19 protein-coding genes and 1 pseudogene are annotated in these 21,914 nt (G+C 70.0%); 6 read left to right on the top strand and 14 right to left on the bottom strand.

Annotation, left to right across the window (positions count from 1 at the left end; genetic code table 11):
- Nucleotides 1–69: 69 nt before the first annotated feature.
- Nucleotides 70–1,677, bottom strand: coding sequence for an MDR family MFS transporter (locus R2B38_RS23310; protein WP_318017989.1), 1,608 nt, complete (start codon nt 1,675–1,677; stop codon nt 70–72).
- A gap of 137 nt (nt 1,678–1,814) precedes the next feature.
- Here R2B38_RS23310 and R2B38_RS23305 point away from each other — a divergent pair, with 137 nt between their 5' ends.
- Nucleotides 1,815–2,423, top strand: a complete 609-nt coding sequence (locus tag R2B38_RS23305; RefSeq protein ID WP_033286111.1) for a TetR/AcrR family transcriptional regulator — start codon at nt 1,815–1,817, stop codon at nt 2,421–2,423.
- On the opposite strand, the gene R2B38_RS23300 is transcribed toward R2B38_RS23305, so the two are convergent.
- On the bottom strand, nt 2,420–3,001 hold the full coding sequence (locus R2B38_RS23300) for a M23 family metallopeptidase (RefSeq protein ID WP_318017988.1): 582 nt from the start codon (nt 2,999–3,001) through the stop codon (nt 2,420–2,422). The two genes, R2B38_RS23305 and R2B38_RS23300, sit on opposite strands and share 4 nt — an antisense overlap.
- 459 nt (nt 3,002–3,460) lie before the next feature.
- Here R2B38_RS23300 and R2B38_RS23295 point away from each other — a divergent pair, with 459 nt between their 5' ends.
- Both R2B38_RS23295 and R2B38_RS23290 read left to right on the top strand, forming a co-directional pair.
- Complete coding sequence (locus R2B38_RS23295) at nt 3,461–4,066, top strand: HAD family acid phosphatase (protein ID WP_318017987.1); 606 nt, start codon at nt 3,461–3,463, stop codon at nt 4,064–4,066.
- A 47-nt stretch (nt 4,067–4,113) separates the two neighbouring features.
- Nucleotides 4,114–7,152: an NACHT domain-containing protein gene (locus tag R2B38_RS23290; RefSeq protein ID WP_318017986.1), complete on the top strand. Its 3,039-nt coding sequence runs from the start codon at nt 4,114–4,116 to the stop codon at nt 7,150–7,152.
- An 82-nt stretch (nt 7,153–7,234) separates the two neighbouring features.
- Here the strand turns inward: R2B38_RS23290 and R2B38_RS23285 are convergent, their stop codons facing one another.
- Entirely contained in the window at nt 7,235–9,763 is a 2,529-nt protein-coding gene (locus tag R2B38_RS23285) for an ATP-dependent Clp protease ATP-binding subunit (RefSeq protein ID WP_033286115.1), read from the bottom strand.
- Between the two features lie 442 nt (nt 9,764–10,205).
- On the opposite strand from R2B38_RS23285, the gene R2B38_RS23280 reads away from it, so the two are divergent.
- A complete protein-coding gene (locus tag R2B38_RS23280) occupies nt 10,206–10,853 on the top strand; it encodes an SCO3374 family protein (protein ID WP_318017985.1) in 648 nt (215 codons plus the stop codon).
- On the opposite strand, the gene R2B38_RS23275 is transcribed toward R2B38_RS23280, so the two are convergent.
- The 10 genes and pseudogenes from R2B38_RS23275 to R2B38_RS23230 form a co-directional block, all read right to left on the bottom strand.
- Entirely contained in the window at nt 10,832–11,167 is a 336-nt protein-coding gene (locus R2B38_RS23275) for a histone-like nucleoid-structuring protein Lsr2 (RefSeq protein WP_033286117.1), read from the bottom strand. The two genes, R2B38_RS23280 and R2B38_RS23275, sit on opposite strands and share 22 nt — an antisense overlap.
- A 224-nt stretch (nt 11,168–11,391) precedes the next feature.
- Nucleotides 11,392–11,925, bottom strand: coding sequence for an amino-acid N-acetyltransferase (locus tag R2B38_RS23270; protein WP_019064250.1), 534 nt, complete (start codon nt 11,923–11,925; stop codon nt 11,392–11,394).
- A 9-nt stretch (nt 11,926–11,934) separates the two neighbouring features.
- Nucleotides 11,935–12,324: a BlaI/MecI/CopY family transcriptional regulator gene (locus R2B38_RS23265; RefSeq protein WP_033286118.1), complete on the bottom strand. Its 390-nt coding sequence runs from the start codon at nt 12,322–12,324 to the stop codon at nt 11,935–11,937.
- Nucleotides 12,325–12,468: 144 nt separating this feature from the next.
- Entirely contained in the window at nt 12,469–12,648 is a 180-nt protein-coding gene (locus R2B38_RS23260; RefSeq protein ID WP_033286119.1) for a hypothetical protein, read from the bottom strand.
- Between the two features lie 48 nt (nt 12,649–12,696).
- Nucleotides 12,697–13,359 (bottom strand): hypothetical protein, encoded by a 663-nt coding sequence (locus tag R2B38_RS23255; protein ID WP_318021767.1) that lies wholly within the window; start codon nt 13,357–13,359, stop codon nt 12,697–12,699.
- A gap of 288 nt (nt 13,360–13,647) precedes the next feature.
- Complete coding sequence (locus R2B38_RS23250) at nt 13,648–14,445, bottom strand: type III pantothenate kinase (protein WP_318017984.1); 798 nt, start codon at nt 14,443–14,445, stop codon at nt 13,648–13,650.
- A 2-nt stretch (nt 14,446–14,447) separates the two neighbouring features.
- Nucleotides 14,448–15,434, bottom strand: coding sequence for a carboxylating nicotinate-nucleotide diphosphorylase (gene nadC / locus R2B38_RS23245; protein WP_318017983.1), 987 nt, complete (start codon nt 15,432–15,434; stop codon nt 14,448–14,450).
- Between the two features lie 5 nt (nt 15,435–15,439).
- On the bottom strand, nt 15,440–17,158 hold the full coding sequence (locus tag R2B38_RS23240; protein WP_318017982.1) for an L-aspartate oxidase: 1,719 nt from the start codon (nt 17,156–17,158) through the stop codon (nt 15,440–15,442).
- Nucleotides 17,155–18,161, bottom strand: a pseudogene (gene panC / locus R2B38_RS23235) (pantoate--beta-alanine ligase). Before panC ends, R2B38_RS23240 begins: the two are co-directional and overlap by 4 nt.
- A complete protein-coding gene (locus R2B38_RS23230; protein ID WP_318017981.1) occupies nt 18,158–19,078 on the bottom strand; it encodes a Rossmann-like and DUF2520 domain-containing protein in 921 nt (306 codons plus the stop codon). Before R2B38_RS23230 ends, panC begins: the two are co-directional and overlap by 4 nt.
- 185 nt (nt 19,079–19,263) lie before the next feature.
- Here R2B38_RS23230 and R2B38_RS23225 point away from each other — a divergent pair, with 185 nt between their 5' ends.
- Nucleotides 19,264–20,481, top strand: coding sequence for a threonine aldolase family protein (locus R2B38_RS23225; RefSeq protein ID WP_318017980.1), 1,218 nt, complete (start codon nt 19,264–19,266; stop codon nt 20,479–20,481).
- 6 nt (nt 20,482–20,487) lie between these two features.
- Here the strand turns inward: R2B38_RS23225 and R2B38_RS23220 are convergent, their stop codons facing one another.
- Nucleotides 20,488–20,703 carry a hypothetical protein gene (locus R2B38_RS23220; RefSeq protein WP_318017979.1) on the bottom strand — a complete coding sequence of 72 codons (216 nt, stop codon included), beginning with the start codon at nt 20,701–20,703 and terminating at the stop codon, nt 20,488–20,490.
- Nucleotides 20,704–20,801: 98 nt separating this feature from the next.
- Between R2B38_RS23220 and R2B38_RS23215 the strand changes: the two genes are divergently transcribed.
- Nucleotides 20,802–21,914 (top strand): DUF5937 family protein, encoded by a 1,113-nt coding sequence (locus R2B38_RS23215; RefSeq protein ID WP_318017978.1) that lies wholly within the window; start codon nt 20,802–20,804, stop codon nt 21,912–21,914.

Raw genomic sequence — 21,914 nt, 5'->3', positions numbered from 1 at the left:
CCCACACACACAAAGAAGGCCCCCCGGGGCGGACACCAACCGGGGGACCTTCAGCTCACTGTCGGCGAATCACACGGCCTCGACGATCGACGCCGGCGCCACCGCTCCCGCTTCCTCGCCAGGCTTAGACGCAGTCGGCCCCGCCCCCTTCAGCGGAACCTCCTTCACGAACACCGCGGCCACCAACGCGACGACAGCGACGACCGCCCCCAGCAGGAACGCGGAGTGGATACCCGCAGACACCGCGTGCTGGTACGCCTCCCGCGCCACCGCCGGCAACTTCGCCAGACTCGCCGCGTTCAGCGTCGCGGACTGCTCGGTCACCTTGGACCCCAGCGCCCCCGCCCGCTCGGTCATGACGTCCTGCACCCGGTTGTTGAACAGCGCCCCCATGATGGCGACACCGAACGACGAACCGAGCGTCCGGGACAGGGTGCTCGTGGAGGACGCGACCCCCATGTCCTTCATCTGCACACTGTTCTGCGCGACCAGCATGGTGATCTGCATCAGGCAGCCCATCCCGAGCCCGACGACGGCCATGAACACACCGGACATGAACCGGGTCGTATCGGTGTCCATGGTCGACAGCAGATACAGCCCGACGACCATCAGCACACTGCCGACGACCGGAAACACCTTGTACTTACCGGTGTTGGTGGTCACCCGCCCCGCGACCATCGAGGTCACGAGCATCGCCCCGAGCATCGGCAGAAGCAGCAGCCCGGAGTTCGTAGCGGACGCGCCCTGCACGGACTGCTGGTACAGCGGCAGGAACAGCGTCGCCCCGAACATCACGAACCCGGTGATGAAGCCGATGATGGCCATCAGGGTGAAGTTCCGGCTGCGGAAGATGTGCAGCGGTACGACCGGTTCGGCCGCCTTGGTCTGCCAGAACACGAACCCGACGAGCGCGGCCACACCGAGCCCGATCAGTTCCATGATCCGCGCGGACGTCCAGTCGTACTGCGAACCGCCCCACGTGGTGACGAGCACGATCGAGGTGATGCCCACGGTCAGCAGCCCGGCACCCAGGTAGTCGATCCGCGCCTGCGACCGCTTCTTCGGGAGGTGCAGTACGGCACTGATCGCGGCGAGCGCGATGACGCCGAGCGGCAGGTTGATGTAGAAGGACCAGCGCCAGCCCCAGTTGTCGGTGATGGTGCCGCCGACCAGCGGTCCGCCGATCATCGCGAGCGCCATGACGCCGGCCATCATGCCCTGGTACTTGCCCCGCTCACGCGGCGGGATGAGGTCGCCGATGATCGCCATGACGCCGACCATCAGACCACCGGCACCGAGACCCTGGATGGCCCGGAAACCGATCAACTGCCCCATGTCCTGCGCCATACCGCTCAGCGCGGAACCGGCCAGGAAGATCACGATCGAGGTCATGAAGGCGCCCTTGCGCCCGTACATGTCACCGAGCTTGCCCCACAGCGGGGTCGAGCTGGCCGTGGCGAGCGTGTACGCGGTGACGACCCACGACAAGTGCTCCAGCCCGCCCAGCTCACCGACGATCGTCGGCATCGCCGTACCCACGATCATGTTGTCGAGCATCGCGAGCATCATCGTGATCATCAGCGCGAGCAGGACCACCCGCACGCTCCTCGGCTGTTTGCCGTCCACCTCCGGCCCGGGCGCCCCTGGCCCGGTCTCGGCCGTCTGTGTGTCCGCCATCTTTCCCACTCCCCTTGATACCGCTGATACCGCTACCGTCCGGCTACTTACTTGCCGCCCGGCTAGTTGACTACACTCAGGGAAAGTAGACCCGTAACTAGCCGGGCGTCAAGTAAGTTTGCTGGAGCATGAGACGAATGGGCGGCACCATGGACGGCACCAAGCGGCAACGTCGCGGAGACACCCGCCAGCGCATCCAGGACGTGGCGCTCGAACTCTTCGCCGAGCAGGGCTACGAGAAGACCTCGCTGCGCGAGATCGCCGAGCACCTGGACGTCACGAAGGCGGCGCTCTACTACCACTTCAAGACCAAGGAAGAGATCCTCGTCGGCATCTTCGAGGACCTGACCCGGCCGATCGAGGAACTGATCGAGTGGGGCCGCGGCCAGCCGCACACCCTGGCGACCAAGCAGGAGATCGTACGGCGCTACAGCGACGCGCTCGACGGCGCGACCCCGCTGTTCCGCTTCATGCAGGAGAACCAGGCGACGGTACGGGACCTGCGCATCGGCGAGCGCTTCAAGGAGCGGATGCGCGGCCTCCGGGAGATCATGATCGACCCCGACGCGAGCTTGGTCGACCAGGTCCGCTCCCTCAGCGCGATCTTCACGCTGCACGCCGGCATGTTCGCGGTGCACGACCTCGAAGGCGACCCCGAGGAGAAGCACAAGGCCGTCCTGGAGGTCGCCACCGACATGATCACGCAGGCCCACGCGGGCACGAAGCCCACTCGGGACGGGTCCTAGACGGAGACACCCTTGCCGCGCAGGAACGAGACCGGGTCTATCGCCGAGCCGTAGTTGGCGGTCGTACGGATCTCGAAGTGCAGGTGGGGGCCGCTGGAGTTGCCGGTGCTGCCGGAGAGCGCGATGTGCTGACCGGTGCTGACGACCTGGCCGACCTTCACGTCGATGCGCGAGAGGTGGGCGTACTGGGAGTACGTGCCGTTGCCGTGCTTGATGACGATGGCGTTGCCGTACGCAGCACCGTCACCGGCGCCGTTGCCGCCGGCCTTGACGACGGTCCCGCCGTGCGCGGCCATGACGTTGGTGCCGCTGGCCACGGCGAAGTCCTGCCCGCTGTGCGTGGACTGCCACATGCTGCCGGCCTGCGCGAAGCTCGCGGACAGCGTGTACTTCTTCACCGGGTCGACCCAGGAGGCGGCGACCTTCGCGCTGACGGACTTCGGCGCGACGGTCGAGGAGGCGGCGCTGGCGACCCCGGTCCCCAGCACGGCGGTGGCCCCCAGTCCGACGGCCAGGACGGCCACCCGGGTGCGGAGCGAAGACGTACGGGAAGAACGGGACGTGGCGCGCTGGAACATCGAAACCTCACGGGGGACGGGGACAGAAAAACCACCCGGCACACAGACGGCCGCCGGATGGCACGTTCATTGGTAACCCCGGACCCCCAGGACCCCCAAACCCCTCTTCTACGACGGAAGCTAGTACTTCACCACAAAACTTCCAACTTCTTGACAGAGCGCCCACACATCCCGATTCAGTCCCCTGGAGGGCGAAATCGGTCATTCGGTTCCATGAATCTCAAGAAAAAAGTCCCTTTTGCCGCGATCGGGGCGAGCGACTATCTCCCCTAGTAGGGCCCGAATCGCCTGTGCGGCTTGTCACCGGCGGAGGCGGCCGCCGGGCGCGGAAATGTGGCGCAGACCTCTATACACCTACCGTTCAGTAACCTTACGGTTCCCCTCACGCCACCCGCGCCCGCGACCATGCCTTCTGCACCACCCCGGCAGCGCACAGACGTGAGAGGAACCCCCACCCCCATGACGAGACGACGCCCCTGGGCTCGCCGTACCGCCATAGTCGCCGTGACCGCGGCCGCCCTCGCGACGCTGACGGTCCCCGCGGAGGCCGCGACGGCGACAAGCACCGCCACGGTGGACTACGCCACCTGGCAGACCGACTGCCAGACGGTGATGAACCAGGCCCTGCCCTACCTCAAGCAGCGCATCGCGGCCACGAAGCCCGGTGAGAAGCAGGCAATCGTCTTCGACATCGACAACACCACCCTGGAGACGGACTTCGGCTTCAGCTGGCCGCAGCCGGCCAACAAGCCGGTCCTCGCGGTCGCCAAGTACGCCCAGGAGCACGGCGTTTCGCTGTTCTTCGTCACGGCCCGCCCCGGCATCATCTACCTGCCGACCGAGTACAACCTCGAACACGACGGCTACGACGTCGGCGGCCTCTACGTCCGCGGCCTCTTCGACCTCTTCAAGGACGTCGCCGACTACAAGACGGCCCAGCGCACCGCGATCGAGAACAAGGGCTACACGATCATCGCGAACATCGGCAACAGCGCCACCGACCTGTCGGGCGGCCACGCCGAGAAGACCTTCAAACTGCCGGACTACGACGGCCAGTTGTCGTAAGCCGTTAGGCTCCGTCCGTTCGCGCGACGACGGGGGTGGGGCGGCGGATGGAGCCCGCGGTACTCGGTGGCAAGCTGGCGTCAGGCCTGATCACACCGCTGCTGAAGAAGCTGTTCGTACCCGACGCCCCCGGCGCGGGCCTGGTCGACAGACCGGTCCGCCTCTCCTCCCTCGTCTCCTTCAAGGGCGAGAAACGCACCCTGACGGAGAAGGACGTCCACAAGCTCGCCGCCCACCTGGTCGCGCGGGCGGTGGACTCCCCCGGCGAAGCGCCCTTCCCCCTCGACGAACAGCCCGCGGTGGCCGACGCGTTGGCCCGTCGCCTACTGGCCCTCGGCGACCTGGACATGGACGACGTCCAGGCCGTACGACTCGGACACCGCGACCTGGCAAGGCAGTTGGAGGACGGCGCCCCGGCCCCCGCCGGACTCTCCACCGACGCCCGCTACTTCCTCGGCAACGCCACCGAGTGGGCCTGCCTCCAGATCCTGGAATTCTTCACCCGCAGGTCCACGTTCGTGGCCCGCACGCTGGTGGAACAGACCCGGACGCAAGCCGAACTGATCGCCCGCGTCGACGAGTTGATCGCCCGCAGCCCACGCCCTGGTTCCCAGGACCGCACCTTCGAACGCCGTTATCTTCCCTACATCGCCGAACGCCACAACCACATCACCATCTACGGCATCGACCTGCGCGACTCCCCGGACCGCTGGCCCCTCGAAGTCGCGTACCTGAGCCTGGAGGCGACGGCAACAGAGGAACGCCGCCTCCCCGACGAACACCCCGGCGCCGCCTTCAGCGTCCAACTCCCCGCCGAGGAAGCCCTGTCGACGCACGACCGCGTCCTGCTGCGCGGCGACGCGGGTTCCGGCAAGACGACGCTGGTGCAGTGGCTGGCGGTGACGGCGGCGAGGGACGGCGACCGCATCCCGTACGTCCTCCCCCTGCGCACCCTGATCCGAGCCGGCCAACTCCCGTCCCCCGCAGCGTTCCTGTCCTCCACCGGCTGTCCCCACACCCCACCCGAGGGCTGGACGGAACGCGTCCTGATCGCCGGCCGCGCCCTGGTCCTCGTCGACGGCCTGGACGAGATCCCGTCCGCCGACCGCCACCGCACCCGCGACTGGCTCCAGTCCCTGATCCAAGCCTTCCCAGGAAACCACTGGCTCCTGACCTCCCGACCCACGGCGGTACGCCCCGATTGGCTGGCCGGGGAGGGCTTCCGCGAACTGACCCTGACCCCCATGCGCCGCCCCGAGGTGAAGACCTTCGTCGAGCGCTGGCACACGGCGGCACAGGCCCCGGAGTACGAGGGCCCACTCCTGGACTCCCTGCGCACGAAACGGGACTTGGCACGGCTCGCCACCAACCCCCTGATGTGCGGCCTGATCTGCGCCCTCCACCGCGAACGCCGGGGCTATCTCCCCACGGGCCGCAAGGAGTTGTACGACGCCGCCCTGACGATGCTGCTGGCCCGCCGGGACCGGGAGCGGGGCATGGGTGCGCTGGAGGGAGCGGAACTGGGCGAGGAGGCCAAGCTGGAGATCCTCCAACGGCTCGCGTACGCACTGGTGTTGAGCGGCCGTACAGAGATGGACCGGGAGACGGCGGAGGGAATCGTTGAACGATGCCTGCCCGCGGTCGCGGGGCAGGGCGACGCCGGAACGGTACTCCGAGACCTGCTGCTGCGAAGCGGCCTGCTCCGCCAACCCGCCGACGGCATCGTCGACTTCGTCCACCGCACCTTCCAGGACTACCTCGGCGCGCGCTACGCGGTCGAGGAGGGCCACCTGGACGTCCTCACCAGCCACGCGGGCGACACCCAGTGGGAGGACGTCATCCGCTTGGCCGTGGCCCACGCCCGGCCGCGCGAACGGGTCGTACTCCTACGGCAGTTGCTGGCCCGGGACGAACCCCGGCTGACGTTGCTCGCACTGGCGTGTCTGGAGCATGCGACGGCTTTGGATCCGGGGGTGCGGGCGGAGGTCGAGGAGCGGGCGGGCGCGCTGATCCCGCCGCGTACGACGGAGGACGCGCTCGCGTTGGCGGACGCGGGACCGCTGGTCCTGGAACTGCTGCCGGCGCCGGACGGGCTGACCGACGAGGAGGCGAGGGCGGTCGCGGTCACCGCCTCGGTGCTGGGCACGGGAGAGCCCGATGGCGCACTGGCGGTCCTGCGCCGCTTCCGCGGGCACCCGTCCCTCGGCGTACGACGTCAACTCGCGGGCACGTGGGACCGGTTCGACGCCCGGGAGTACGCGGTCGAGGTGCTCGACCGGCTGCGCCGCGACGACGACCTCTTCCTGCGCTGCTCGACCCGGGAACAGTTGGAGGCGCTGCGGCTGATGCGGCCCTGGCACGGGCTGACGATCGAGGGTTCGGTCTCGCCGGCCGAGATCATCGACGCCGTCGGCGATCCGGACGCGGTCACTGTCCTGGGTCTTGAGCGGAACCTCGGTCTCCAGGTCCTGGACGGACTGCTGGCCTTCCGGTCCCTGAACACACTGCTGCTTCAGGACTGCCCTGTTGTCCGGTCCCTCGATCCGCTGTCCGAACTGCCCCTCACCGAGCTGACGTTCAACGGCATCCTCGAAGCGGCGGGCCTGCGGAACCTGCGCGGACTCACCCGCCTCTCCCTGGACCAGGTGCTCCCGAGCCCGCACCTGCGCGCCCACCTGCCGCTGGACGCGCGTCTGGAGTACCTGCACCTGGGCCGGTACACGCTCGCTTCCACGGACCTGAGCGATCTGGATCAGTGGTCGACCCTCACCACGCTCAGCCTCGGCCGGCCGGACGGCGCCATGACGGCCGGGGACTGGCAGCACGTGGGCCGGCTGCCCGCCCTGCGGAACCTCGTTCTGAACACCTCCCTCGACCGCTACGCCGTGGAGGAGATGCCGGTCATCCCCTCCGTCGAGACCCTCCGCCTGCCCGCCCAGGACGCCACCTGGGACCAGCTGCGCACCTTGGCCTCCCGCCTCCCCGGCCTGCGCACGGTGATCTTCAAGACGTACGGCCTGAAGATCCCCCTCGACAGCTACGCCGCGCTCTTCCGCGCCGCCGAAGTGACCGACGACCGCCGCTGACTCCTGCCCCGAATACGCGAAAGGGGCCGGTGCCAAAAGGCACCGACCCCTTTCATAGCCGTAAAGCCCAAACCCCTGAGCCTTACGCCTCCTTGCTCAAATTCGGACCCGCGCCACCAGCCGCAGCATCCTCGATCGGCGGCACATCGGGAAGCGCCGACTTCTCCTCACCCCGGAAGGTGAAGGTCTTCGCGTCGCCCTCGCCCTCGACATCCACGACCACGATGTGACCGGGACGCAGCTCGCCGAAGAGGATCTTCTCCGAGAGCGTGTCCTCGATCTCGCGCTGGATCGTGCGCCGCAGCGGACGCGCGCCCAGCACCGGGTCGTAACCCTTCTTGGAGAGGAGCTCCTTCGCGGCCTGGGAGAGCTCGATGCCCATGTCCCGGTCCTTGAGGCGCTCGTCCACCTTGCCGACCATCAGGTCGACGATCTGGAGGATGTCGTCCTGGGTGAGCTGCGGGAAGACGACGACGTCGTCGACACGGTTGAGGAACTCGGGGCGGAAGTGCTGCTTGAGCTCGTCCGAGACCTTGTTCTTCATGCGCTCGTAGTTGGACTTCGTGTCACCCGTGGCCGCGAAGCCCAGGTTGAAGCCCTTCGAGATGTCACGGGTTCCAAGGTTGGTCGTCATGATGATGACCGTGTTCTTGAAGTCCACGACCCGGCCCTGGGAGTCGGTCAGGCGACCGTCCTCCAGGATCTGCAGAAGGCTGTTGAAGATGTCCGGGTGGGCCTTCTCGACCTCGTCGAAGAGGACGACCGAGAACGGCTTGCGACGGACCTTCTCCGTGAGCTGGCCGCCCTCTTCGTAGCCCACGTAACCGGGGGGCGAACCGAAGAGCCGCGACACCGTGTGCTTCTCGCTGAACTCCGACATGTCGAGGGAGATCAGCGCGTCCTCGTCACCGAAGAGGAACTCCGCGAGCGCCTTGGACAGCTCGGTCTTACCGACACCGGACGGACCGGCGAAGATGAACGAACCACCGGGACGCTTCGGGTCCTTGAGGCCCGCACGCGTACGACGGATCGCCTTCGAGAGCGCCTTGACGGCGTCCTTCTGGCCGATGACCCGCTTGTGGAGCTCGTCCTCCATGCGGAGGAGACGGCTGGACTCCTCTTCCGTGAGCTTGAAGACCGGAATGCCGGTGGCGGTCGCGAGGACCTCGGCGATCAGCTCGCCGTCGACCTCGGCCACGACGTCCATGTCGCCGGCCTTCCACTCCTTCTCCCGCTTGGCCTTGGCGGCCAGGAGCTGCTTCTCCTTGTCGCGCAGGGAGGCGGCCTTCTCGAAGTCCTGCGAGTCGATCGCGGACTCCTTGTCGCGGCGGACGCCGGCGATCTTCTCGTCGAACTCGCGCAGGTCCGGCGGCGCGGTCATCCGGCGGATGCGCATCCGGGAGCCGGCCTCGTCGATCAGGTCGATCGCCTTGTCCGGCAGGAAGCGGTCCGAGATGTACCGGTCGGCCAGCGTGGCGGCCTGTACGAGCGCCTCGTCCGTGATGGAGACACGGTGGTGCGCCTCGTAGCGGTCGCGCAGACCCTTGAGGATCTCGATGGTGTGCGGCAGGGACGGTTCCGCGACCTGGATGGGCTGGAAGCGGCGCTCGAGGGCCGCGTCCTTCTCCAGGTGCTTGCGGTACTCGTCCAGCGTCGTGGCGCCGATGGTCTGCAGCTCACCGCGGGCCAGCATCGGCTTCAGGATCGAAGCGGCGTCGATGGCGCCCTCGGCGGCACCCGCACCGACCAGCGTGTGCAGCTCGTCGATGAACAGGATGATGTCGCCGCGGGTGCGGATCTCCTTGAGGACCTTCTTCAGGCGCTCCTCGAAGTCACCGCGGTAGCGGGAGCCGGCGACCAGCGCGCCGAGGTCCAGGGTGTAGAGGTGCTTGTCCTTGAGGGTCTCGGGCACCTCGCCCTTGACGATGGCCTGGGCGAGGCCCTCGACGACGGCGGTCTTGCCGACGCCGGGCTCACCGATCAGGACCGGGTTGTTCTTCGTACGGCGGGACAGCACCTGCATGACCCGCTCGATCTCCTTCTCGCGCCCGATGACCGGGTCGAGCTTGGACTCACGAGCGGCCTGGGTGAGGTTCCGGCCGAACTGGTCGAGGACCAGGGACGTCGAGGGGGTGCCCTCCGCAGGGCCGCCGGCGGTGGCGGTCTCCTTGCCCTGGTAACCGGAGAGCAGCTGGATCACCTGCTGCCGCACACGGTTGAGATCAGCGCCCAGCTTGACCAGGACCTGGGCGGCGACGCCCTCGCCCTCACGGATCAGGCCGAGCAGGATGTGCTCCGTGCCGATGTAGTTGTGGCCCAGCTGAAGGGCCTCGCGGAGCGACAGCTCCAGGACCTTCTTGGCACGGGGAGTGAAGGGGATGTGACCGGACGGTGCCTGCTGGCCCTGTCCGATGATCTCCTCAACCTGCTGGCGGACCGCCTCAAGCGAAATGCCGAGGCTCTCCAGGGCCTTTGCGGCGACACCCTCACCCTCGTGGATCAGGCCCAGGAGGATGTGCTCGGTGCCGATGTAGTTGTGGTTGAGCATCCGGGCTTCTTCCTGAGCCAGGACGACAACCCGCCGCGCGCGGTCGGTGAACCTCTCGAACATCGTTAATCGCTCCTCAGAGCGGTCAGGCAGTAAGGGGACGCTCCCCTCCCTGTCCTTCCGCAGCTTAGTCCCGCAAGCGGGGACCGCTCATTCCAACTGCCGACACCGGACCGAGAACCAACACTGCCTCCTGAACCGTAACGCCGACATCTGCTCCAACCTGATGGTGCGAGACGATGTTCCCGCAGGCCAGGCAGTTACCCTCACCATGAGTACGCCGATGGCGAACGTGAGACGCCCTTTTCTGCGTGTCGCCCCCTCCCACTAGGGATTGTCTTACCCGCACGGACTGACACTCCATGCCGTTCGCACCGGTTCCCTCCGCTACGGGCGAACAACCTTGCGCCGCGCCGCACCCCCGAACGCCCCCGCAACCCGCACCCAGCGCATTCGTTGGACCACCCAGCGTAACTCCCGGCCCGCTTCAGCGGTTGCTCTTGGCATGGTTCGCACAGTCCCCCCTCTCAGCACGGTCCCGCTCCCCCGCCGCCCGCTCGGTCCGGACGACCGGCGGCGGAACTGGTACGAGAACGAACTGGGGTGGCGCACGGTGCCCGGAGAGCCGCTACGGCTCGTCACGGGCCTGCGTTTCGACGTCCTGGACGTGCCGGTCGAGGCCGGTGCCGCGGCACTGTGGCGGCTGGGTCCGGATTCTCCGGTGGCCGTGCAGGGCGACCGGATGCGGCTGCTGGTGGCCGCGGGCAGCGCGGAGGAGCTCCCGGGGCTGCTGGACTGGCTGGAGTGGGGCGCTCTGGCGCCGGCGCTGGATCTGGTGGCGCTGGGCGCGGACGGGCTCATGGAGGCGCCGTCGCTCCCCGGGGCGAGGCCCGCAGGGGGACCGCTGTCCGGCGCGGGGACCTCCCAGGGGCAGCCGCTCCCCGCGAACCGCCCGGGTCCCTTGCAGGGGGCCGCCGTATGGCTGCGACCCCCCGAGCCGGGGTGCGAGGTCGAGGCCTCGCTGCCGACAATGCCGGCCGTGGGGGGCGTCGGTCACGCCCCTGATCTCGTACGACTTGTGGACACGGTGGCCACACAGTGCCACCGGGTACGGCTGCGGCGCTCGTGCGCTCAGCCGTTGGCCTTCTCGTAGGCCTCGCGAATGGCCGCGGGAACACGGCCGCGGTCGTTCACGTCGTGGCCGTTCTCCTTGGCCCACGCGCGAATCTGCGCGGTGTCCTGGCTGCCACCGGTCGCGGCGCGTGCCTTTCCGCGGCCACCCGAAGCGCGGCCACCGGTACGGCGCCCGCCCTTCACGTAAGCGTCGAGAAGTCCACGGAGCTTGTCCGCATTCGCGGTGGTGAGATCGATCTCGTACGTCTTGCCGTCCAGCGCGAACGTCACCGTCTCGTCCGCCTCGCCGCCGTCGAGGTCATCGACAAGAAGGACCTGAACCTTCTGTGCCACCGGATTTCCTTTCATCGATTACTTGCGGGTCTGGGGTCTGCGGCGTCCGCCGTTTCGCCGTCCCCTGTTATATGCAGTACTGCACTACGTCGGAAAGCAAACCGCTTTTGCTGGAAAAACACAAACCCCTGGGAGAGACCGAGCGACCTCCCCCGCCCAGAAAGATGCGCGTTTCGGACATAGGGAACCTGGGCAGGGCGACCCGGCCGAATTGGGGGCCGCGATCACAGATGCAGAAGCATCCGGCTGTTGCCCAAGGTGTTCGGTTTCACTCGTTCGAGACCGAGGAACTCCGCCACGCCCTCGTCATAGGAACGCAACAGCTCCGCGTAGACATCGGTGTCAACGGGTGTCTCACCGATCTCCACGAAGCCGTGCTTCGAGAAGAAGTCCACTTCGAAGGTGAGACAGAAAACGCGACGAACGCCTAGCCAGCGAGCCGTGTGCAGCAACTTCTCCAGCAACTGATGGCCCACACCGGCCCCCTTCAAGCCGGGCTTCACCGCGAGAGTGCGGACTTCCGCGAGGTCTTCCCACATGACATGCAGTGCCCCGCAGCCGACGACCTCGGCGTTGTCGTCCCGTTCGGCGACCCAGAACTCCTGGATGTCCTCGTAAAGAGTCACCGTCGCTTTGTCGAGCAGGATGCGACCGCGGACGTAGGCGTCAAGGAGTCGGCGCACCGCCTCGACATCACCGGTCCTGGCCCGCCGGACGGTGATGGCTTTCGCGGTGACTTCGGGGTGCTCTGCTGACATGAGCGGACGCTATCGCCCGCCCCTGGAGGGCGTGGAGCCGGGGTTCTGGACGCCATCCGCGGGTTCGGGTGTTTCCGGTCCCTGGACGATGCGTACGGCGCTGCGGAGGGCCTCACGCTGTTCGTCGCTCATCATCCCGAAGAAGGCGACGAGAGCGGCGGCGGGGTTGTCGCTCTGGGACCAGGCGTCGTTCATCAGGGCGGCGGAGTAGGCGGCCCGTGTGGAGACCGCCTCATATCGATAGGCCCGGCCTTCCGCCTCACGGCGCACCCAGCCCTTCTGATGGAGATTGTCCAAAACGGTCATCACCGTGGTGTACGCGATCGACCGTTCCTGCTGAAGGTCTTCCAGGACTTCTCGAACGGTCACCGGGCGGTTCCACTTCCACACCCGCGTCATGACCGAGTCTTCGAGTTCTCCCAATGGGCGAGGCACAGCTCAGAACCATAGTGGAAAAGGAACAAAAAGGGCGTACGACTCGGAAAGCACGCGTGCGCGTGCGGGAGTCGTACGCCCTTGAAGGCGCCGCGGAAAACGGAGGGTTCAGGCGTCGGCGGCCGAAGAGGCCTGGCGGGCGCTCTCCGCGCGCGCGATGGCGGCGTCGACGGCCGCGTCCTCCTTGGCCTTCATGGCCCCGCCCTGGGTCTTCACGATGACCCGGATCAGTCCGATGAAGAACACGGCCATGACGACCGGGGGCACGAGCGCGGAGACATAGTCCATGCCCTCCAGAGTAGCCACGGCTCCCCAGGAGGACGGGGCGGGGTCGGTTCAGCCGGCGGCGAGTTGCTGCGACGGGTTCGCGGGAGGTGGTGCCGGTTTGCGCCGGGGGAAGACCTCGCCGGGGGTGGGGATGGGCCGGGACGGCTTCGGCGCCGAGGGCGCGGGCGTCGGCGCGGGCCGTTCGCCCGGCCGCTCCACGGGCTTGCGTACGGGCTCCTTGGCGTCCTCCCCGACCGGTTCGCCGTCGGCCGCGCGATAGCCGCCGGAGCGGCCTCCAGGGAGCGCCAGGAGGCGGGTGCGCGAGGCGGGGACGGTCGGGGCGGTGGCCCTGGCGGTCGTACGACGGGCGAGACGCGCGCGTACGTCCTGTTCGGCGAGGGTGAGACAGCGGTCCAGGAGGGCTGCGGCGGAGGGGTTCCCACGCAGCGCTCTCAGCGCGGAGAGGTCGTCGACGTCCGGGCGGTACCCGGCGCCGAGCGCCTCCTCCAGGAGGGTGAGGTAGCCGGCGGTGGTGCCGGGCAGGGCGGCGCGGTACCGGGCGAGGTCGGCGACCAGGAAGGCGCGCAGCCGGACTCCCTCGTGTACCGCCTCGTCGAGCGATTCGGCGAGCCGGAGACAGTCCTGGACGTCCTCGGCCGAGGCGGTTCTGGGCTGGAGGGCGAGGGCGAGAGCGCGACGGAGCACACGCAGCTCCTCCGCACCGAACGCCATGCCGCCGCGGGATCCGTATGGCGTGGGCATGGGGCGACGATACGCGCTAATCAGACAAATTCGACATAGGGGGCGGGTGTGGCGCGGGGTTTTCGCCGGACGGCGGGGGTGCGCGCCGGGGGCGATCACGGGGTGCGGGTCGGCGGAGGGGGCGAGGCCACGCGCGCGGGGTCACCTCGTTGAGGCACTTGCCGGTCCGGGGTGTCGGTCGGCAGCACCACGCGCGCGGGTCACACCGAGACGCTCGTGAGACGACCGAGCAGCCCCCTGTGCGCCCCGCGCGCGTGATCACATCCACGAGACGTTCCGCTCGTACACCAGCCGCAGGCCGATCAGCGTCAGCCAGGGCTCGTGCTCGTCGATCACCGAGGCCTCGCCCAGGACCATCGGGGCGAGGCCGCCGGTCGCGATGACGGTGACGTCCTCGGGGTCGTCGGCCAACTCCTTGACCATGCGGTTGACGACGCCGTCGACCTGGCCGGCGAAGCCGTAGACGATGCCGGACTGCATGGCCTCGACGGTGTTCTTGCCGATCACGCTGCGCGGCCTGGCCACCTCGATCTTGCGGAGCTGGGCGCCCTTGACGCCCAGGGCCTCGACCGAGATCTCGATGCCGGGGGAGATGACACCGCCGATGTACTCCCCGCGCGCGGAGACCGCGTCGAAGGTGGTCGCCGTACCGAAGTCGACGACGATCGCCGGACCTCCGTAGAGCTCGACCGCGGCGACCGCGTTGATGATGCGGTCCGCGCCGACCTCCTTGGGGTTGTCGGTGAGGATCGGGACGCCGGTCTTGACGCCCGGTTCGACGAGGACGGCGGGCACGTCGCCGTAGTAGCGGCGGGTGACCTCGCGCAGTTCGTGCAGGACGGACGGGACGGTGGCGCAGATCGCGATGCCGTCGATGCCGTCGCCCAGCTCCTCTCCGAGGAGCGGGTGCATGCCCATCAGGCCCTGGAGGAGGACGGCGAGTTCGTCGGCGGTACGGCGCGCGTCCGTGGAGATGCGCCAGTGCTCGATGATCTCCTCGCCGTCGAACAGGCCCAGGACGGTGTGCGTGTTGCCCACGTCGATCGTGAGGAGCATGACTACTGCGCCTCGCGGAGGTCGAGGCCGATGTCCAGGATCGGCGCGGAGTGGGTCAGGGCCCCTACGGCGAGGTAGTCCACCCCGGTGTCGGCGTACGCCTTGGCGTTGTCCAGGGTGAGCCGCCCCGAGGCCTCCAGTGCGGCGCGGCCGGCGACGATGCCGACGGCCTCCGCGCACTCGTCGGGCGTGAAGTTGTCCAGCAGGATCAGGTCGGCGCCGGCGGCCAGGACGTCGCGGAGCTGGTGCAGGGTGTCGACCTCGACCTCGATCGGCACGTCCGGGAAGGCCTCCCGTACGGCCTCGAAGGCCTGGGCGACGCCGCCCGCGGCGACCACGTGGTTGTCCTTGACGAGGGCCGCGTCCGAGAGGGACATGCGGTGGTTGACCCCGCCGCCGCTCCGGACCGCGTACTTCTCCAGGGAGCGCAGTCCCGGCGTCGTCTTGCGGGTGTCGCGGACCTTCGCCTTCGTGCCCTCCAGGGCGTCGGCCCACGCGCGCGTGGCGGTCGCGATGCCGGACATGCGGCACAGGATGTTGAGCGCGCTGCGCTCGGCGGTCAGGAGGTCGCGCGTGCGCGTGGTGACCGACAGGAGCTTCTGTCCGGCCTCCACGCGGTCGCCGTCCTCCACGTGCCGCTCGACCTCGAACTCGTCGGTGCAGACCACGGAGACCACCGCTTCGGCGACCCTGAGGCCCGCCACGACACCGGCCTCGCGCGCGGTGAAGTCGGCGGTGGCGACGGCCTCTTCAGGGATGGTCGCCACGGTCGTCACGTCGACGCCGCCGGCCAGGTCCTCCTGGATGGCGACGTTGGCGATGTCCTCGACCTCCAGGGGGTCGAGTCCGGCGTCCGCCAGGAGCTCGGCGAGCGCGGGGTCGAGGCCGCACACTGCGTACTCTGCGGCCTCCGCGTCGGCGCCCGCGCCGCAGGCACAGTCGTCGCCGCAGCCACCGCTGTCGGCGAGGGGAAGGTCGTGGGTGCTCACTTCTGTCACTGCTCCTGGGGACGGTGCTGCCGGGTCGGGGGGAAGTCTGCGGTGTCCGTGGTGTCTACGGCCAGCGTGCGGTCCGGATTCAGCCGTACGACGATGTGGCGCCGCCACGCGGTGTCGTCGCGGTCGGCGTGGTCCTCGCGCCAGTGGCAGCCGCGGGTCTCCTCGCGCTGAGCCGCGGCGGTGACCAGGACGCGGGCCACGCACAGGAGGTTGGTGGCCTCCCAGGTGTCGACGCCGGGCTCGGCGGTCTTGCCGTTCTCGTCGAGGGCGTCGCGGGCGTCGGTGTGCAGCTGCTGGAGCTGTCCGGCGGCCTTGGCGAGGGACTCGGCGGAGCGCAGGACGCCCGCGCCCTCGGTCATGATCCGCTGGATCGCGAAGCGGGCCTCGGGGGCGAGCAGCGGGTGCGCGGGCTTCTGGGGGTGCGGGACCGGCTCGGGCACACGCGCGTGGAGCGCGTTCCCGGCCTGGTTCCCGGTGATGTCGGCGACGATCCGCTCGGCGTAGACGAGGCCTTCGAGGAGGGAGTTGGAGGCGAGCCGGTTAGCGCCGTGCACACCGGTGCAGGCGACCTCGCCGCACGCGTACAGCCCGGGGACGGTCGTGCGGCCCCGGGAGTCGGTGCGGACGCCGCCGGAGGCGTAGTGGGCGGCCGGGGCCACCGGGACGGGCTCGGTGACCGGGTCGATGCCGTGGCTGCGGCAGGCGGCGAGGATCGTCGGGAAGCGGTGCTCCCACATGTCGGCGCCGAAGTGCCGGGCGTCGAGGAACATGTGCTCGGCGTCCTGCTCCAGCATGCGCCGCGTGATGCCCTTGGCGACGATGTCCCGGGGCGCGAGCTCGGCGAGTTCGTGCTGGCCCACCATGAAGCGCACACCGTCGGCGTCGACCACATGGGCGCCCTCGCCGCGCACCGCCTCGGAGACGAGGGGCTGCTGGCCCTCCGCGTCCGCGCCGAGGAACAGCACGGTCGGGTGGAACTGCACGAACTCCAGGTCGGAGACCTCGGCACCCGCGCGGAGGGCGAGGGCGACCCCGTCGCCGGTCGACACGGACGGGTTGGTGGTCGCCGAGAAGACCTGCCCCATGCCGCCGGTCGCGAGGACCACGGCGGGCGCGTGCACGGCACCCACGCCGTCGTGCTGCCCCTCGCCCATGACGTGCAGGGTGACCCCCGCCGTACGCCCCTCGGCGTCCGTCAGGAGGTCCAGCACGAGCGCGTTCTCGATCGTGCGCAGGCCACGCGCGTGTACGGCCTCGACGAGCGCCCTGGAGACCTCCGCGCCGGTCGCGTCGCCGCCCGCGTGCGCGATCCGGCGCCGGTGGTGACCGCCCTCGCGGGCCAGCTCCAGTCCTCCTTCGGAGGACTCGTCGAAGTGGGCGCCGGTCTCGATGAGCCGCCGTACGGCGTCGGGGCCCTCGGTGACGAGGATCCGTACGGCCTCCTCGTCGCACAGGCCCGCCCCGGCGACCAGGGTGTCGTCCAAGTGCTGTTCGGGGGTGTCGCCCTCCCCGAGGGCGGCTGCGATGCCCCCCTGGGCCCAGCGGGTGGAGCCGTCGTCGAGGCGTGCCTTGGTGACGACGACCGTCCGCAGCCCGGCCGCCTCGCAGCGCAGGGCCGCGGTCAGGCCGGCCACTCCGGAGCCGACGACCACGACGTCCGCATCGATGGACCACCCTGGGGCGGGTGCGTGCAGTCGTATGCCTGTGCTGGTCACGAGGCGGCTCCGAGGGTTCCGAAAGCGAGTGGGATGTTGTCGATCAACCGGGTCGTCCCGACCCGGGCGGCGACGGCGAGGACGGCCTCCCCGATGAAGTCCTCGTCGACGTCCGTGAAGTCGGACGGGTCGACCAGGGCGAGGTAGTCCAGGACGAGCGGCGGGTCCAGGCGGGCCGCGTCGTCCAGGACCAGACGGGCGGCCGCGCGGACGGAGGCCGGGTTGCCGGGGCCGGGGGCCGCCTTGGCGACGGCGTGCGCGTCGGCCGCCGCGCGGGACTCCCCTATGGCGCTGAGCGCCTCGGCACGCGCGTGCGTGGCGGGCACCTCACGGGCCCGCGCGCGGAGCGCCTCCTGGGCGGCGTGCCGGTCGCGGCCGGCGAACAGGGCCTGGGAGAGGGCGAGCGCGGTACGCCGCTCCCGGGGGACAGATAGCGGTTGCGGCTGGACAGCGCCAGGCCGTCGGCCTCACGCACGGTCGGCACGCCGACGATCTCCATGCCGAAGTTCAGGTCGCGCACCATGCGGCGGATCAGGGCGAGCTGCTGGGCGTCCTTCTGGCCGAACAGGGCGGCGTCGGGGCGGGTGAGGTGCAGCAGTTTGGCGACGACGGTGAGCATGCCGTCGAAGTGGCCGGGGCGGACCGCGCCCTCCAGGCGTTCGCCCATGGGGCCCGCCGAGACGCGCACCTGGGGTTCGCCGCCGGGGTAGACCTCGTCCACGGAGGGCGCGAACACGACGTCGGCGCCCGCCAGTTCGGCGATCTTGAGGTCGGCGTCCAGGGTGCGCGGATAGCGGTCGAGGTCCTCGCCCTCGCCGAACTGCAGCGGGTTCACGAAGACGGTGACCACGACCTCGCCGTCCGGTCCGGCGATCTCACGGGCCGTGCGGACCAGGGTGGCGTGGCCCTCGTGCAGGGCGCCCATCGTCATCACGACGACGCGGCGGCCCGCACGCGTGCGTGCGTGGAGTTCGGCGGCGGTACGCAGCAGGGTGGCGGTCATCCGGCATCTCCCTCGGTGCCGTTGGCGAGCACCCCGAGGAGATCCTCGGCGAGCTCCGGCTTCAGCAGCCCGTGGGCCAGGGCCCGGTCGGCGGTCGCGCGGGCCATCGCCAGATAGCCGGCGACGGTCTGGGGCGCGTGCTTGCGCAACTCGGTGACATGCGCGGCGACCGTGCCCGCGTCCCCGCGCGCGACGGGGCCGGTGAGCGCCGCGTCGCCGGAGCGCAGGGCGTTGTCCAGGGCGGCGCCCAGCAGCGGGCCGAGCATCCGGTCGGGGGCCTCGACACCGGCCGTGCGCAGCAGCTCCATGGACTCGGCGACCAGGGTCACCAGGTGGTTGGCGCCCAGCGCGAGGGCCGCGTGGTAGAGCGGGCGGTTCTCCTCGGCGATCCACTCGGGCTCGCCGCCCATCTCGATCACCAGGGCCTCGGCGGCCAGCCGCAACTCCTCGGGCGCGGTGACCCCGAAGGAGCACCCGGCGAGCCGCTGGACGTCCACCGGAGTGCCCGTGAAGGTCATCGCGGGGTGCAGGGCCAGTGGCAGCGCGCCGACCCGCAGAGCGGGGTCCAGGACCTGCGCGCCGTACCGCCCGGAGGTGTGCACGAGCAGTTGTCCGGGGCGTACGGCCCCGGTCTCGGCGAGGCCCTCCACGAGCCCGGGCAGGGCGTCGTCCGGGACGGTCAACAGCACCAGGTCGGAGCGCTCCAGGACCTGCGCGGGCGTGACGACCGGCACGTCCGGCAGCATCAGCGCGGCCCGTCGCCTGGACGCGTCGGACACCCCGGAGACGGCCACCGGGCGGTGCCCGGCCAGCTGGAGCGAGGCGGCCAGCGCGGGGCCCACCCGGCCGGCGCCGACGACACCGACGGCGAGCCGCGCGGGGCGGTCCTTGGGCTCTGGCTGTTGGAATGTACTCACGCGACGGCGGCCTTCCCGTTCCAGTCCGCTCCGGGTACCGGACGATTTCTCGTCATGTTAACGCGATCGGTTCGAGGGGCGTCGGGTTGTCCACAGGCTGTGGGTTGTCACACAGCCGTGCCGTACGGGAAAGCCTGGGGAAATCCGGGTGCTTCCGCGGACCCGCGCCAGGCATCATCCGGAGCATGAGCGATACGGCGGAACAGGGCGAAGAGCAGGCGGAGCAGGGCGCGCAGGGAGTGGAGCCGGCGACCGAGGAGGAACGCGTCCTGGCGCGCCGCAAGCGGCGCCTCGACGCGAACCGGAACGCCGAGCGCGCCCTCGCCCGCCTCGGCTTCCTGGGCACACTCCGGGAACGGCTCACCTTCGTACAGGAGGCGGCCGAGCTGTACGACCTCGACGAGACGTCGGACATGTACGGCGGCGGCGTGGTCGAGACCCTGGAGAAGCGGGTCGCCGAACTGCTCGGCAAGGAGGCCGCGGCCTTCTTCCCCACCGGCACCATGGCCCAGCAGGTCGCCCTGCGCTGCTGGGCGGGCCGCACCGGCAACCCGACCGTCGCCCTGCACCCGCTCGCCCACCCCGAGGTGCACGAACGGGACGCGTTCAGCCAGGTCAGCGGGCTCCGCCCGGTCCACGTGACGAGCGAACCCCGGCAGCCGACCGCCGACGAGGTCCGCGACTTCCCGGAGCCCTTCGGGACGCTGATGCTCGAACTGCCCCTCCGGGACGCTGGTTTCGTGCTGCCCTCCTGGGAGGAGCTCTCCGCCGTCGTCGAGGCCGCGCGCGAACGCGACGCGGTGGTCCACTTCGACGGCGCCCGCCTGTGGGAGTCCGCCACCCACTTCGGCCGCCCGCTCGACGAGATCGCCGGCCTCGCCGACAGCGTCTACGTGTCGTTCTACAAGTCCCTCGAAGCCCTCGGCGGCGCCGCGATCGCCGGCCCGAAGACCCTCATCGACGAGGCGAAGACCTGGCGGCACCGGTACGGCGGCCAGATCTTCCAGCAGTTCCCCACCGCGCTGACGGCACTCGCGGGCCTGGACCGGGAACTCCCCCGACTCCCCGCGTACGTGGGCCACGCGCGCGTGGTCGCCGAGGCGCTGCGGGAGGGGTTCGCGGCGGCCGGGGTGCCCTGGATACGCGTCCACCCCGAGCAGCCGCACACGAACGAGTTCCAGGTCTGGCTGCCGTTCGATCCGGACGCCGTCTCGGAGGCCGCGATCCGGCAGGCCGAGCAGACGAAGACCGCCCTCTTCTCCAACCCCTGGGACGCGCGGGGCCCGGGCCTCGCGGTCACCGAGGTCTACGTACGCGCCGCCGCCCTGGAGTGGACGGCCGACGACGTGAAGGCGGCGGTCGCGGACTTCACGGCCCTGCTGAAGGAGGAGACCGGGAGCTGACGGACGTCAGCAGGCGGCACGCGCGCGCGGGCGCCGCCGCCGGTCCAGGGCCCGCCGCAGCCGGCCGTGGGCCGGGCGTCCGGCGACGACCGCGCGGAACAGCCGGTGGCCGCGCACCTCGCGGACCGTCCGCCAGTCGTGGGTGCCGGGCGGGGGCGGCGGGACCTCGCCGAGCCGCTGGGCGCGATGGACGTCGAGGAAGTACTGCTGGGTGATGCTCATGTCTCCAGGCTGCGCCGCCGCCCGGTGGCTGTCGCGCCGATTGACGGGCGCCGTCAAACGAGGGGGCGTTGTCAGTGGCGGGGTGCACGATTGAGGACATGAGCGTGCACATCGACATCACCGGGCTGCGGCAGGAGCGGATCACCTTCGCGCCCTCACCCCTGGGCGAGCTGTGCATGGCGCTGCACGCGATGTCCGAGCCGGGGCACCACCCCGGCCTCCAGGGCTGGGTCACCGGTGTCACCGCCCGGCTCGATCCGCATCTGGCCGACCGGATGTGCGAGGCGGACTTCCTGTGGAGGTCGACGTTCTCCGACCTGTTCCTGCCGTACGCGGGCATCCCGGGCCGCAGCACGCTCCCCGGGGCCACGCTCGCCGAGGAGCTGGACCTGCTGGACAAGCTGACGGACGAGCAATTCGTGGACGCCGCAATGGAGTTCACCACCTGCGCGATCTCCTACAGCACGGGCGGACCCGGCCCGCTCACCGACGCCGGGATCCGGCGCCGCGCCCTGGAGCAGGCGGCCGCGCGGGGTCCGCATCAACTGGCTTTCACCGAGCGGCTGTTGTCCGACCCGCCGCGGACCAGGGCATGGCTGCGGCAGTTCCTGGAGGACTGCGACGACGCGTTCTTCGCGGAGACCTGGTCCCGGACGCACCACCAGCTCGTGGCCGACGCCCGCCACAAGACGGACCTCCTGCGCCACAAGGGCCTCGCCGAGGCACTGATGTCGATGTCCTCCGCGGTGACCCTCGACGAGAGCGCCACCCGGATCACGGTCGACAAACTCGGCACCGGCCGCACCGCGACCCAGGACGGCGGCCTCCTCCTGGTGCCCACGGCCCTGGGCTGGCCGCACCTGACGGTCCTGTACCGGTACGGCTGGCAGCCCGTCGTGCACTACCCCGTGCACAGCACCCCGAAGATCGCCGCACCGACCTCCCTGGAGCAGCTGACCCTGCGGATGACCGCCCTGTCCCACCCGGTCCGTATGCGCCTGTGCCGCAGCCTGGCCCGCAGCGCGTTCACCACCAGCGAGCTGACCCAGGTGCACGGCATGACCGCCCCCGAGATATCCCGCCACCTCGGCGTCCTGAAGAAGGCCGGCCTGATCACCACCCGCCGCCGCGGCCGCTACGTCCTGCACCAGCTGGACGTCACGATGGTGGCCCGCCTGGGCAGCGACTTCCTGGAGGGCATCCTCAGGTAG

This window comes from Streptomyces sp. N50 (genome assembly GCF_033335955.1).
Taxonomy (GTDB): domain Bacteria; phylum Actinomycetota; class Actinomycetes; order Streptomycetales; family Streptomycetaceae; genus Streptomyces.
This window is presented reverse-complemented; position numbering and strand designations above follow the sequence as displayed.

What these genes read in the sequence shown, in the direction of transcription:
- R2B38_RS23215 (WP_318017978.1), top strand. Translation starts at nt 20,802, where the DNA reads ATGAGCGTGCACATCGACATCACCGGGCTGCGGCAGGAGCGGATCACC.
- R2B38_RS23255 (WP_318021767.1), bottom strand. Translation starts at nt 13,359, where the DNA reads ATGGCGTTCGGTGCGGAGGAGCTGCGTGTGCTCCGTCGCGCTCTCGCC.
- R2B38_RS23220 (WP_318017979.1), bottom strand. Translation starts at nt 20,703, where the DNA reads ATGAGCATCACCCAGCAGTACTTCCTCGACGTCCATCGCGCCCAGCGG.
- R2B38_RS23285 (WP_033286115.1), bottom strand. Translation starts at nt 9,763, where the DNA reads ATGTTCGAGAGGTTCACCGACCGCGCGCGGCGGGTTGTCGTCCTGGCT.
- R2B38_RS23300 (WP_318017988.1), bottom strand. Translation starts at nt 3,001, where the DNA reads ATGTTCCAGCGCGCCACGTCCCGTTCTTCCCGTACGTCTTCGCTCCGC.
- R2B38_RS23305 (WP_033286111.1), top strand. Translation starts at nt 1,815, where the DNA reads ATGGGCGGCACCATGGACGGCACCAAGCGGCAACGTCGCGGAGACACC.
- R2B38_RS23280 (WP_318017985.1), top strand. Translation starts at nt 10,206, where the DNA reads ATGGTTCGCACAGTCCCCCCTCTCAGCACGGTCCCGCTCCCCCGCCGC.
- R2B38_RS23290 (WP_318017986.1), top strand. Translation starts at nt 4,114, where the DNA reads ATGGAGCCCGCGGTACTCGGTGGCAAGCTGGCGTCAGGCCTGATCACA.
- R2B38_RS23270 (WP_019064250.1), bottom strand. Translation starts at nt 11,925, where the DNA reads ATGTCAGCAGAGCACCCCGAAGTCACCGCGAAAGCCATCACCGTCCGG.
- R2B38_RS23295 (WP_318017987.1), top strand. Translation starts at nt 3,461, where the DNA reads ATGACGAGACGACGCCCCTGGGCTCGCCGTACCGCCATAGTCGCCGTG.
- R2B38_RS23260 (WP_033286119.1), bottom strand. Translation starts at nt 12,648, where the DNA reads ATGGACTATGTCTCCGCGCTCGTGCCCCCGGTCGTCATGGCCGTGTTC.
- R2B38_RS23265 (WP_033286118.1), bottom strand. Translation starts at nt 12,324, where the DNA reads ATGACGCGGGTGTGGAAGTGGAACCGCCCGGTGACCGTTCGAGAAGTC.
- R2B38_RS23225 (WP_318017980.1), top strand. Translation starts at nt 19,264, where the DNA reads ATGAGCGATACGGCGGAACAGGGCGAAGAGCAGGCGGAGCAGGGCGCG.
- R2B38_RS23310 (WP_318017989.1), bottom strand. Translation starts at nt 1,677, where the DNA reads ATGGCGGACACACAGACGGCCGAGACCGGGCCAGGGGCGCCCGGGCCG.
- R2B38_RS23250 (WP_318017984.1), bottom strand. Translation starts at nt 14,445, where the DNA reads ATGCTCCTCACGATCGACGTGGGCAACACGCACACCGTCCTGGGCCTG.